14 protein-coding genes are annotated in these 12,922 nt (G+C 28.2%); 4 read left to right on the plus strand and 10 right to left on the minus strand.

Annotated elements, in window-relative coordinates; all coding sequences use genetic code 11:
* Positions 1-62: 62 nt before the first annotated feature.
* On the minus strand, positions 63-1,349 hold the full coding sequence (locus AC2A4K_RS10550) for an aminotransferase class V-fold PLP-dependent enzyme (protein WP_322502451.1): 1,287 nt from the start codon (positions 1,347-1,349) through the stop codon (positions 63-65).
* A 170-nt stretch (positions 1,350-1,519) separates the two neighbouring features.
* Between AC2A4K_RS10550 and AC2A4K_RS10555 the strand changes: the two genes are divergently transcribed.
* Positions 1,520-3,451, plus strand: a complete 1,932-nt coding sequence (locus tag AC2A4K_RS10555) for an ABC-F family ATP-binding cassette domain-containing protein (RefSeq protein WP_322502452.1) — start codon at positions 1,520-1,522, stop codon at positions 3,449-3,451.
* 138 nt (positions 3,452-3,589) lie between these two features.
* Here AC2A4K_RS10555 and AC2A4K_RS10560 read toward each other — a convergent pair whose 3' ends face one another.
* The 3 genes from AC2A4K_RS10560 to AC2A4K_RS10570 all read right to left on the minus strand — a co-directional run bounded on the left by AC2A4K_RS10560 (position 3,590) and on the right by AC2A4K_RS10570 (position 5,452).
* Positions 3,590-4,054: a dUTP diphosphatase gene (locus AC2A4K_RS10560; protein WP_322502453.1), complete on the minus strand. Its 465-nt coding sequence runs from the start codon at positions 4,052-4,054 to the stop codon at positions 3,590-3,592.
* Positions 4,055-4,183: 129 nt separating this feature from the next.
* A complete protein-coding gene (locus AC2A4K_RS10565; RefSeq protein WP_322502454.1) occupies positions 4,184-4,822 on the minus strand; it encodes a hypothetical protein in 639 nt (212 codons plus the stop codon).
* A 75-nt stretch (positions 4,823-4,897) separates the two neighbouring features.
* The gene (locus tag AC2A4K_RS10570; RefSeq protein ID WP_322502455.1) at positions 4,898-5,452 is read right to left on the minus strand and encodes a DUF1836 domain-containing protein; all 555 of its coding nucleotides are present in this window, start codon (positions 5,450-5,452) and stop codon (positions 4,898-4,900) included.
* Positions 5,453-5,689: 237 nt separating this feature from the next.
* Between AC2A4K_RS10570 and trhA the strand changes: the two genes are divergently transcribed.
* On the plus strand, positions 5,690-6,337 hold the full coding sequence (gene trhA, locus AC2A4K_RS10575) for a PAQR family membrane homeostasis protein TrhA (protein ID WP_322502456.1): 648 nt from the start codon (positions 5,690-5,692) through the stop codon (positions 6,335-6,337).
* Between the two features lie 46 nt (positions 6,338-6,383).
* Here the strand turns inward: trhA and AC2A4K_RS10580 are convergent, their stop codons facing one another.
* Together AC2A4K_RS10580 and AC2A4K_RS10585 are read right to left on the minus strand one after the other, a co-directional pair.
* A complete protein-coding gene (locus tag AC2A4K_RS10580) occupies positions 6,384-7,268 on the minus strand; it encodes a LysR family transcriptional regulator (RefSeq protein WP_322502457.1) in 885 nt (294 codons plus the stop codon).
* A gap of 11 nt (positions 7,269-7,279) precedes the next feature.
* Positions 7,280-7,570, minus strand: coding sequence for a hypothetical protein (locus tag AC2A4K_RS10585; RefSeq protein ID WP_322502458.1), 291 nt, complete (start codon positions 7,568-7,570; stop codon positions 7,280-7,282).
* A 176-nt stretch (positions 7,571-7,746) separates the two neighbouring features.
* Here AC2A4K_RS10585 and AC2A4K_RS10590 point away from each other — a divergent pair, with 176 nt between their 5' ends.
* Positions 7,747-8,463: a polysaccharide deacetylase family protein gene (locus AC2A4K_RS10590; RefSeq protein WP_322502459.1), complete on the plus strand. Its 717-nt coding sequence runs from the start codon at positions 7,747-7,749 to the stop codon at positions 8,461-8,463.
* Positions 8,464-8,481: 18 nt separating this feature from the next.
* Here AC2A4K_RS10590 and AC2A4K_RS10595 read toward each other — a convergent pair whose 3' ends face one another.
* Both AC2A4K_RS10595 and AC2A4K_RS10600 read right to left on the minus strand, forming a co-directional pair.
* Positions 8,482-9,018: an N-acetylmuramoyl-L-alanine amidase CwlD gene (locus tag AC2A4K_RS10595; RefSeq protein ID WP_322502460.1), complete on the minus strand. Its 537-nt coding sequence runs from the start codon at positions 9,016-9,018 to the stop codon at positions 8,482-8,484.
* A 126-nt stretch (positions 9,019-9,144) separates the two neighbouring features.
* Positions 9,145-9,780 (minus strand): hypothetical protein, encoded by a 636-nt coding sequence (locus AC2A4K_RS10600; RefSeq protein WP_322502461.1) that lies wholly within the window; start codon positions 9,778-9,780, stop codon positions 9,145-9,147.
* Between the two features lie 217 nt (positions 9,781-9,997).
* Here AC2A4K_RS10600 and AC2A4K_RS10605 point away from each other — a divergent pair, with 217 nt between their 5' ends.
* Positions 9,998-11,653: a SulP family inorganic anion transporter gene (locus AC2A4K_RS10605; protein WP_322502462.1), complete on the plus strand. Its 1,656-nt coding sequence runs from the start codon at positions 9,998-10,000 to the stop codon at positions 11,651-11,653.
* A 54-nt stretch (positions 11,654-11,707) separates the two neighbouring features.
* Here the strand turns inward: AC2A4K_RS10605 and AC2A4K_RS10610 are convergent, their stop codons facing one another.
* Both AC2A4K_RS10610 and AC2A4K_RS10615 read right to left on the minus strand, forming a co-directional pair.
* Positions 11,708-11,860 carry a hypothetical protein gene (locus AC2A4K_RS10610; RefSeq protein WP_322502463.1) on the minus strand — a complete coding sequence of 51 codons (153 nt, stop codon included), beginning with the start codon at positions 11,858-11,860 and terminating at the stop codon, positions 11,708-11,710.
* A gap of 79 nt (positions 11,861-11,939) precedes the next feature.
* The gene (locus AC2A4K_RS10615; protein ID WP_322502464.1) at positions 11,940-12,905 is read right to left on the minus strand and encodes a carbohydrate kinase family protein; all 966 of its coding nucleotides are present in this window, start codon (positions 12,903-12,905) and stop codon (positions 11,940-11,942) included.
* Between the last annotated feature and the right edge of the window lie 17 nt (positions 12,906-12,922).

A 12,922-nucleotide genomic window follows, 5' to 3' on the forward strand; every position in this document is an offset into this window, starting at 1 on the left:
ACAAAAATATTCTAAATAAATTCTCAAGTTAAATAAACTAAAGAATTTATTTAGAATAAACTTCAAAGCTTAAAATCTTTTTGCTTAACTATTTCTAAAGTATTTAAAAATTCATCTATCTCATACTTATTATTATATAGTCCTAAACTTGTTCTAAGCATGCCTGGTCTAGGTTTACTACTATAAGCAAATTTTAAAAATTCTTCATCTTTAAGCTTTAATAATCTTCTAACATAAGGATGAGCACAAAAAGTACCATTTCTAATGTCTATTCCTCTAAAATTTGCTAGTCCTTCTGATACTATATCATGATGGATATCTTTCACATTAAATACTGCCACTCCAATTCTATCTTCATCTTTAGAATCTCCATATGTTATTATATCAGGCATGCGTTCTAATCCATCTAGCAAATATCTTTTTAAAGCATTCTCTGTTGATTCTATCTTTTCAAATCCTATAGAATTTATTACTCTAATAGCAGATAAAAGTGCACAGACTCCTATTATATTAGGTGTTCCTGCTTCAAATCGTTCTGGTTCACTATCCCAGCAAACTCTATTATCTGAAACTAAATCCACTGCTCCTCCACCTTTTAACAAAGGTTCTTTATCTTTTATAACTTCCTTTAATGCAATAACAACTCCTGTTCCAAAAGGCGCGTACATTTTATGAGCTGAAAAAACAAGAAAATCTATATGATCATTATTTCCTGTTCCCCCCATATTGATCGCTTTATGAGCCACCAGCTGGGCAGCATCTACGATTATTTTCACTCCATATTCATGAGCTATTTTAGCTATTTCATTTATTGGATTCAAATAACCAGTTACATTAGATGCTCCTGTTATTGTTAAATATTTTACCTTTCCTTTGTTATTTTTAATTAATTCTTCTATTTTATCCTTTTTTAAAAATCCTAATTCATCAACCTCAACATATAAAACATTACTATTTTCTCTCCAAGGAAGATCATTTGCATGATGTTCCATTCTAGTGCTTATTACATAATCTTTCTTATTTACTAAGGAATGAGCTAAAAGATTTAATCCCTCTGTAGCATTTTTTACATATATAACTGTGTAATCATCAGGATTTTTAACATGGAAAAACTCTAGAATCTTTTTTCTTGAATGTTCATAGAATTCATTACAGAATTTAGCTTTATACCCTTTTCCTCTTCCTATTGAACTATAAACATATAGCATATCACTTACACATCTTAAGCATTCTTTTAAAGCAGGAGTAGTAGCCCCATTATCTAAATTAATTGGTACTACTTTTTTTCCATTATAAATAGTTATTTCATCATCAATACCTATAAATAAATCTCTATAATTATTATTCATACCACATCACTCCAATAGTATATATTATTCTCACTTGCTAAATTATGTTCTTAAAAAACTTAATCTACATCTAATGCCTTTAATATAAAGACATTTAATTTGATGAAATATCGCATTATTAGTATAATTGTATTGATTAATACTATAAATTCAATGATGGGAGTTTTAAAATGATTATTTTAAGCTGTAGACACTTAACTAAAAGTTTTGGTATTGATGAGATTTTAAGAGATGTAACATTTAATATAAATGAAGGTGACAAGGTTGGTTTAATAGGTCCAAATGGAGAAGGAAAATCAACATTATTTAAAATTCTTACCAAGCAACTTGATTATGATAGCGGTGAATTATTTTTAGATAAAAACAAAACACTAGGATATCTCTCTCAGAATTTATCTTTAGATAGTGAAAATACTATTTATGATGAGATGCTTTCTGTATTCTCTTCTTTAACGGAACTTGAGGATAAAATTAAAAGTTTAGAAGAAAAACTTAACGAACCTTATGATGCTTCTAAGGAAGAGTATCATAATAAGCTTATAAAAGACTACACTCTTTCTCAGGAACTTTATGAAAATAGAGGTGGTTATACTTTTAGAGGAGAAATCTCTAGGGTTCTTAAAGGATTAGGATTCTTAGAAGAAGATTTCAATACTTCAATCATAAATCTTAGTGGAGGGCAAAAAACTAGACTTGCTCTTTGTAAACTACTTTTAAGAAAACCTGACTTACTTCTTTTAGATGAGCCTACTAACCACTTAGATTTAGAAGCCATAGAGTGGCTTGAAGAATATCTTAATAGTTATAAAGGAACTGTTTTCGTTATTTCCCATGATAGATTTTTCTTAGATTCTGTAACGAACACTACCTTTGAACTTATTGGTGGAAAAATACATTGCTATAATGCAAGCTATACTAAATTTCTCGAGCTTAGAAAAAAAGATATTGAAGCTAGATTAAAAGCCTATAATTTACAACAGGCTGAAATAAAAAGACAAGAAGAAATCATAGAAAAATTTCGCTCATTCAATAGAGAAAAAAGTATTAGAGCTGCTGAAAGCAGACAAAAATCTCTTGATAAAATGGAACGTTTAGAAGCTCCCGAAGTTATAAAAGAGGCTTCTAGAATAAGTTTTGAAACCTTAGTTAAAAGTGGAAATGACGTTCTTCACGTTGAAAATTTAAAAAAGAGTTATGATAATCTTCTATTTCAAAATGTAAACTTTGATTTAAAGCGCGGAGAAAAAGTTGCTTTAATAGGTGAAAATGGTAGAGGTAAAACTACTCTATTTAAAATAATAATGGGGATGATAAAACAAGATTCAGGTTCTGTATCTCTTGGTAAAAACGTATTTACAGGATATTACGACCAAGAACAATCTAACTTGAACCTTGATAAAACTATAATAGATGAGGTTTGGGATGATTTCCCTAATCTTACTACTACTGAAGTTAGAAATTATCTTGCATCTTTCTTATTTACTGGTGATGATGTATTTAAAGAAATTTCTCTTTTAAGCGGTGGTGAAAAGTGTAAAATTAACCTTTTAAAACTTATGCTTTCAAAAGCTAATCTTCTTCTTCTAGATGAGCCTACTAACCATTTAGATATTATGTCTAGAGAGGCTTTAGAAGATGCCATTTTAAGTTATGATGGTACTTTAATAGTAATTTCTCATGATAGATACTTTTTAAATAAAGTCATCAATAAAATAGTTGAACTTCAAGAAGATGGTCTTAAAACCTACTTAGGAAATTATAACTATTATATGGATAAAAAAGCTAATCCTAATAGATACGAAGACCTAGATGAAGAAATAAACCAAGGAAAAACCAAAACACAAATTAAAGAGGAAAGAAAAAAGAAAAAAACAGCTGAGAAATCAGCTAGAGCTTTAAGAGCTCAGTTAAGAGAAATAGAAAAGTTGATTCCTCAAAAGGAAGAAGAACTTGAAAAACTTCAAGGAATGCTTTGTACTGAGGAAGTTTATTCAAACCCTGAAGAAAGCATAAGAGTTAATAAAGAAATAAACTTAGTTCAAGAAGAAATAGATTCTCTTTATGCAACTTGGGAAGAACTTTCTGAATCTCTGGAAGATTAAAATATAGAGCTATATTTTAGATCAATTGTGATTTTTAGATATCCTTACAGATATATCCAAAATCAACACTAGTTTAAAACATAGCCAAATATAGAAAAGGCATAGAGACTAATACTCTATGCTTTTTTTATATTAAACTTATTTTACTCCTGTAGTACCAAATCCACCACGGTCTTCATTACCAAAAGAAGAAACCTCTTCAAATTCTATCTCTGGCATAACTTCCATTATTCTAAATTGTCCTATTTTATCTCCTTGTTTTATCCAAGTTCCTTTTATTTCTTTTCCATCCACTATTTCAACATGCTTTCCTTGTAAGCAATAAACTGGCATATGCCATTGGTCATTATCTCCTATGTATGTATCATCAACAACACCGACACTATTTGTTTGTATTATTCCCCAACTTTTAAAAGTTGAACTTCTAGGTGCTAAATGTCCTTCCCATCCCTTAGGAAGTTCTAAGGCAAAACCTAAAGGTATCATAGCTCTTTCTCCACTTTCAACAAATATATCCTTATTCGCATATACATCTATCCAGTTACCTTTTACTATTTTTTTTAACTTAGTTGCTCCCTCAAAATATTTAATTCTAATCTTCATATCATTTTCCTTTCTTTTGTTTAACCTATATAATTATTATGAATTAAACTATAGCTATTATATAATTTTATTCTTTTAAATTAAAGCCCACAGATTTCTCTGTGAGCCTCTAAATAAGATTTTTATTAATTATTTGCGACATTCCTTGCATATACAACATCTACAACGTCTTGATCTACTGCGACGTCTTGATCTACTACGACGTCTTGATCTGCTACGCCTTGATTTACTATTACACTCATCAAGATCTTTGCACCTACAACGTTTTGGTGGTCTATCACAATCTTCTTCTCTCTTTCTAAATTTATTGATTATTATAACTCTAGCAAATTTATTGCCTGGAGAGATACATACTTCATAACATGGATAATATTCTGGATTTTCAAAATAACAACGATCTACAGGTTGTTTAATAGCATATAAGCCATCTTCTAAGCATTTAAATACAACTTTTCCACAACGATCTGTCTCTTTGCAAGCTATAAGTTCAAATCCAGTATTACAATCTACTTTATATAATTGAATTGCCATTCCGCTTATTGGATCTCCATCTGAGCATCCTATTAAAGATTGAACTTCAATAGTTCCCATCTTAGGCATTGGCTTTGGTTTAGCTCTTTTACAACAATCTCTATCATCTTCATGACATTCCCAATCATCATCCTTATGACATTCCCAATCATCATTGTGACAATCTATATCCTCAAATAATTCTTCTAAATCATTCATTCCTCCATATTGACCATTGCAGTACTCTTTGTAGTCCATAATCTACCTCCTAAATTTTATCATATGATTAGTATATATTATGACTACTTCTTACAAATTGTTACATATTATAATTTACTCAAAATCTAATATTTTCTCTGCTAATCTCTTATACATATTAGCCTTATCTACGAGTACTGCAGAAATTAACAACCTTTTTTCACTCTTTCCTAAGGAATCAAAGTTTTCTCCTAAATTATTTAAATCAGCACTAATTTCCTTATTCATGCCATCTAAATTTTTTTCATGACCTTTTAAATACAATTTATATAATTCTCTTATATCATTGGAGTTAATTTCTTCTTTATTATACTTTTCAACTATATCTCCTAAAGCTAATTTTATATCACTTAGAGCTAGTATTCCTTTCATATTATATATAAAACACATCAATATAATATGCTCTTTAGTATATTTCTTATTTTTAATCTCCATTAACAATCTGCCCTTAGCGTAATTGTTAATCATTGTTTTAGTTAAAATCTTATCCTCTTCGAATCTTTTATTTTCACCTAATTTATTTTCAAAAAGTTGTATCACCTGATCCATATATAAATCTAATTCTGGTATATCATCTAAGTCTATACTTTTATCTAAATTCAAACTTTCTAATAAACTATTTAAATTCATAAAATCCCTTCCTTACATTTTTAATTCATTACATAGTTTTTAAAACTACATTTCATTCTATATATATTATATTATTAGTAATTTAAAATAAATTCAAGATATTTGGCAATATTCTATATATATTATTGAATTTCCACCTAATTTAAAGGTTGAATTATTCCTATAATTAGTTGATAATTGTAATATGATAATACGTAGTTTTAAAAACTACTTGAATTTATTCCTTGGAGGTATGTTATGAAAAATGTATTTTTTAGAGAACCCATAAATGGCTTTACTCATTTATTCGGTGCCATTCTTTCTTTATTTGCTCTAGTAGCCTTGACCGCTAAAGCTACTTATGTATATGGAATTGGATTGCCCCTTTTATCGGTTATACTTTTTGGATTTTCATTAGTTTTACTTTATAGTGCTTCTGCTATTTATCATTTAGTTAATGCCAAAAAAGAAACGATTGCATTTTTAAGACGTTTAGACCATTCTATGATTTTTATACTTATATGCGGAAGTTATATGCCTTACTGCTTAATTGGACTTGAAGGTAAAGCACAAATATTTATAACTTCACTAATAATAATCCTTACAATACTAGGTATTTTATTTAAAATGGTTTGGTTTAATTGTCCTAGAATACTTTCTACTCTTATGTATATAGGAATGGGCTGGATTTCTTTAGGAGCAATTCCGTTTTTCAAAAACATACCTACTCTAGCCTTAGTTTGGTTAGCAATAGGAGGAGTAATTTATACAATTGGCGGAGTAATTTATGCTTTAAAACCTAAATTTCTCGAATTTAAAACCTTAGGATTTCATGAGATATTTCATATATTCATATTATTCGGAAGTTTAAGTCATTTCATATCAATATTTTTTTATCTATTATAAGATAAAAAAGGATATTATACTTAATATCAAGTATAATATCCTTTTTTTATATGTCTGAATTTTTGATTTCCTCTATAAATATTTCTAAATTTTTAGAAATAAACTTATCTTTATGATATATAAGAAATAAATCTCTACTTATTTCCACATTGTCTATGTTTATTTGCTTTATTAAGCCATCCTTAATTTTCTCTCCTATTGCCTTACAAGAAACGCAGGCTATACCTAATCCTGTTTCAACAATTCTTACAATAGCTTCAGTATTTCCAAGTTCCATATATACATTGTAATTACAATCATTGTTTATAAGATAATTCTCAACAACTTCTCTTGTTCCACTACCGGCTTCTCTCATTATAAATTTTTCATTTTCTAAATCTTTCAATGTTATTTTATTTTTTGAAAATATAGGGTTACTTGGGTTAGCAATAAATATCAATTCATCTTGCCCTACACTTAAAACTTCTAATTCATCTGACATTACATGCCCTTCAACTAATGCAATGTCAACTTTATTTTCCATAATAAGCTGCTCTATTAGTTGAGTATTTTCTATTATTAAAGAAATTTCTATGTTTTTATGTAATTCATTAAATTCCTTTATTAATTCAGGAAGTATGTAAACTCCAATTGTTGTACTTGCTCCTATAACAATTTTACCCTTTTGACCTTCTTTGCTACTTCTTATGGTACTATTAGCCTCTTCATATAGGTTTAGAATTCTTCTACTATATTCAAAGTAAACTTCTCCTTCATGAGTAAGATAAAGCTTTTTCCCTATTCGATCAAACAGCTTAACATCAAGATCACTTTCTAGTTCAGCTATGGCTTGACTTATAGATGGTTGACTTATGTACATAGACTTAGCTACTTTAGTCATATTTAAGCATTTAGCTGTTTCAAAAAATATTTTTAACTTTCTAAAATTCATGTAATCAATCCTTATTTATCATCTTTTACTTCTTCAAAATCAACATCAATAACAGGTCCATCATCTTGCATTTCAGACTCTGATTTATGTTCTTCTTTTGTGAATTTGTAACTATAAGTTTCTGTAGTATTTTTTTTATTTTTACGTTTAATAACATACTTTCTTATAAATTTAAAATATACCCACCCTATAAAGAATAGTATTATTCCTCCGATTATAATATAAGGTAGTATAAAAAATGCAAATTGTAATAAAAGTATTGCAATAATTATTCCTAATCCTATTTTTAAATACTTCTCCATACATTATCACTCTCTTTTATATTTTTTATTTTATTAATTATAACATAAAGTTAAAAAAATAAAAAACACTTATTAATTTCAGAATTGCTATATATTTTCTCTTATATTTAATTATTTTTTGACAATACTAATTAAGACATCTTAAATACAAAATCAAAAATTAAGGAAGTGACAAAATGAAAAAATTTATACTTTTACTAATTGCATGTATTTTATCTTTTTCTGCAATTAACGTTTCTTCAGAAATTGTTAAGGCAACCACACTAGAGGATAACAACAAAAAAATCTTTTTAACCTTTGATGATGGTCCTGGTGGAAAGGTTACTGAGGATATTTTAAATATACTTAAAGAAAAAGGTGTCAAAGCTACATTCTTTCTAATAGGAGAACAAGTTGAACAATATCCTGATTTAGTTAAACGTATGGATGATGAAGGACATACTATAGGAGTACACACTTTTACTCATGAAAGAAGTAAAATTTATAGAAATAATTATTCTTTTATTCAAGAAAATCTTAAAGCACAACAAGCTATAGAAAAAGTTATTGGTAAAAAAGTATTTTCTCTTAGATTTCCTTTTGGCTCAAATAATAGCACCTATAGGCTTACTAGTTCTCTAGTAGAAACTTTACATAGTCAAGGATTTAGAATATATGATTGGACTGTAGATAGTACTGATTCTTTAAATCCTAATCTTAGTCCAAATTCAATATTTAAAAAATGCATTACTAATTCTGATTATGTAGTTCTTTTAATGCATTGTGGAAACATAAACAAAAACTCTGTTAAAGCATTACCTGCAATAATAGACCACTTTAAAGGTTGTGGTTATAGTTTTGAAGTAATAGATGAGACAACTCCAGAAATTTATAGATTAAAAAATAAAGGCTGAGAAATCACTCAGCCTTTATTATTTTGTTCCTAAAGTTAAAATTGAATCTACTAAGGTTTGTGCTATAAAAGAACACTTTTCAATGATATCAATTTCATCACCCACATCTAAATTCAAGTTTATTATTATACTTGGCTTATTTACATATAGTAAATTATATACTTCTGCATTTTTTATCCCTTTATTCTTATAATTAATTACTTCGAATGATGAGCATATATTTTCTGCAAACTTTCTTCCTCTAGAATCAAACTCATTTACTGAACATAATATTTCATTTTCCTTTGAAAAATCAATATTTAATGTAATGTGTAAAGATGACTTACTTAAATTAGCTTTTTCAACTCTGCTTTTTAGTTCTTCTCCATTAAAAAGAAATATCTCATTATAAGGAGTACAATCAATAAATTTTAAGTTATTCTTAACAATAAACTTTTTAAAGAAATGGCTTATTGTCTCTCTAATCTCTTCTTTTAATTTATCTGATGTATTTTCTCCTTTAATATGACCTTTACCTAAGTCCATACTTATAATGGCACCTTGAGCTAAATACATATTATCCTCCTATGTTAATATATTATATTTCATAATATGTTTGTTTTAGCCAAAATGCCATAATTCTATTTCATTTGATATTCTTTTGTTTGATTCTACCTTATAAATAAAAATTAACTTTTGAATTTATTTCCTTAATATTGCCTTATCACCATTTTCATAAGTTATAAATTCAAATTCAGGGTTAATTTCCTCTACAAAATTAGCTATCCATGAATTTCTTAGATTATGGAATTCTTCTACATTTCCATCCACTTGATCCCAAAACCTTTTATGTAAATCTCTACTAATACTCCATAATACTTTATCATTAGAATTTTCTAAAACCTCATTTATTCTATCACAAGGCATACCATCTAAAATATAATCATTTAAAGCTGTATAAATTTCAATAGCACTCTCTTTATCTAATTGATTTTTACATTCCTTTGCATTTAATCTTCCATGTTTTTTATAAAGTTCAACTAAATCTTCTTTTACTGCTGGGTCTCTATTAATTATATTATTTATATAGTATGCACATCTACCTTCAGCTGCATTTATTCTTTCTTCTAACCATCCATGAATATTTCCTTCATCTATTATTTCATCTAGTGGTTTATTAGGAGTTTTTTCTCCAAAATTTAAATTAGCATAAGAAATCCATTCATTTACTGGCATTTTTCTTTCTTTTGCTATTTCTAAAACTTCATCTTCTAAATTTTCAAACCATTTTATTTTATCAAATAACCAAAAATGTATTTTTCCTAAAAATAAGCTCATATTTTCACCTCTAAATATAAATTATATTTTAATTATATTTTATCTTTCCCTATTCTTCTGTAACATAGGTTACCACTAAGAGATATTTTGTAAACTTTTCGTAAATAAAGCGTATTTCCTAATTAATAACGTTTCAAATCGTTCCACGAAATTGTAAACCTCCCATTTAAGTAATATAATAGAAATCGACTGTTTTATAAGGAGTTGATATATTTCAATGTATAAACCAAAATTACTCTCTTTATTAGATGATAAAGAGAATGGATTCTCAAAAGAACAATTTTTTAAAGATTTAATTGCAGGTATAATAGTTGCTATTATTGCCTTACCTCTATCAATTGCATTAGGTATCTCTTCAGGTGTATCTCCTGAGAAAGGTCTTATAACTGCAATTATAGCTGGATTCATAATTTCCTTATTAGGAGGAAGTAGAGTTCAAATAGGTGGACCTACTGGTGCCTTCGTTGTTATAGTCTTCGGCATAATTCAAAGCCATGGAATTGACGGATTAATAATTGCTACATTTATGGCTGGTATTATTCTTATTTTATTTGGTTTATTGAGATTTGGTAGCTTAATAAAGTATATACCTTATCCAATAACAGTAGGATTCACATCTGGTATAGCTGTGACACTTTTTTCGACTCAGATTAAAGATTTTTTAGGCCTTACAATGACTAAAACACCATCTGAGTTCATACCTAAATGGGAAGCCTATATATCCCATATGAATACTACTAACTTTTATACTTTAGCTATTGGATTATTAGCTTTAGCTATTCTTATTTTTTGGCCAAAAATTAATAAAAAGATTCCTGGTTCCCTAGTAGCCTTAATCGTGACTACTCTTGTTGTATTTATTTTCAATTTACCTGTTGCAACAATAGGAAGCCAATTTGGAAAAATAAGTTCAAGTATTCCAATGCCTCATATCCCAAATTTAAATCCTGAAACATTAAAAGCATTGATAGGTCCTGCTTTTACCATAGCACTTTTAGGTGGTATTGAATCCCTATTATCTGCTGTGGTTTCAGATGGTATGATTGGAGACAAGCATAATTCTAATGCTGAACTTATAGCTCAAGGAGTTGCTAATATAGGTTCTTCTTTATTTGGTGGAATACCTGCCACTGGAGCAATTGCTAGAACTGCAGCTAATGTAAAAAATGGAGGTAGAACTCCTATTGCCGGTATAGTTCATTCAATAACATTATTACTTATAATGTTATTATTTATGCCTCTTGCTAAGTTTATTCCATTAACTACTTTAGCAGCAATATTAATGATAGTTTCATATAATATGAGTGAATGGAGAACTTTTAAAGCTATACTTAAGGCACCTAAAAGTGATATAGCCATATTATTAACAACATTCTTCTTAACAGTATTATTTGATTTAGTAATTGCTATAGGAATTGGAATGTTAGTTTCTATGTGTTTATTTATGAGAAGAGTTGCTACTTCTATAGAAATAAATGAATTAAATGAAGGTGACTGCTCTGATAAATCCACTATAGATACGGATATGGAAAATCTTAAAGTTGGAGAAAATGTTCTAGTATATGACATAAGAGGTCATTTATTCTTTGGTGCTGTTGATACCTTTATGAATACAATGAAAGAAATAAATGACGATGCTAAAGTTCTTGTTTTAAGAATGAGACACACAAAGACTTTAGATGTAACTGGTTATAAACAAATAAAAAATATAGCCTTAAGTTGTAAATCTCGTAATATTACCTTAATATTATCTGAAGTACAAGATCAACCAAAAAAAGTTATGAGACTTATGGGATTCATTGATTATTTAGGTAAAGATCATTTTGCAAATACTTTCGATGAAGCTTTAGAAAAAGCTAATTCTTTAGTTTAAGAAATACATAAAAAAGACACTAGCATAAACACTAGTGTCTTTTTATATTATGAACTAAACTTCTGAATCTTTATTTTCTAATTCTAGCTCTAAATTTTCCATTTCTTTTTTATTTTTTTGATTTTTATCATATAATAATGATGCTACAAAAGCACTCCCTGCTAGAGCTAGTAGAGCAAGTTTTCCTTTTTTTATTTTTTTACCCATAATCTCACCTCACCACATTTATATATTTATGTATGCTTATAATTAAGACTATTGTCAAGTTTTAAATTTATTATTCACTCTACTTATTTAAATCGTATTTTTCTTCTTTCCATTCTGTCTTTTCTAACTTAGTTAAAACAGTATCTAAAGCCATGTCTGGATGAATAGTTTCTTCATGAGATATTGTTATATTAGACATTGTTATAGCGAATTTAACAGTATCTTCTATAGGTAATTCATTCATATATCCATATCCTAATCCCGCTACAAAAGAATCTCCTGCTCCTGTAACGTTCTTAACTTCAACTTCTGTTGCTTTTATCTTACCACAACATACACCGTCATTATAGAATATACCATCAGCATCTAAGCTTATAAATACTTTTTTAATTCCTAAACCTAAGAAATAATTACTTGCCTTTATTAAATCCTCTGTATCTGTTATAGGGAAGCCTGCTAAAATTTCAGCTTCATGTCTATTTGGTTTTATTGTGTGGAAATCCTTTATAAGGTGTTTTACCCAGCTTGCTTTTTCAGCTGATACTGGATCTAATATAAAATTAGTCTTGTCCTTGAAGTTCTTTAATAAATATTCCATTATCTCTGGATTATCAGAATCTAAAACTGTATATTCTGCATTCTCAAAAATTTCTCTTTTAGAATCTATAAACTCAGTATTCATAGCTCCTATACTTTTCATATCTGCAATAGCAGAAACCATTTCACCATTTTCGTCTAAAATAGCTAAATAAGTTGGGGTACTTCCACCCTCAATTACCATAGAATCATCCATGTAATATCCTATTTTTTTTGAGTGCTCTAATATACTCTTTCCATGTTCATCATTACCTAATATTGACATAAAGTTAGTGTTTACTCCTACTCTTGCCATATTTTCAGCAATATTTCTGCAAACTCCACCAAAAGATATCTTTACATGGCCTGGTGTTGAGTTATATGCTCTGTAACTTGCCTTACTAAATCCAAATACATCTACTACAGAAGCTCCAAACACCAATAAATATGGTTCTTTTCTTAAGTTCATTTAATTAATCCTCCCTA

The organism is Clostridium sp. LIBA-8841, from assembly GCF_057782475.1.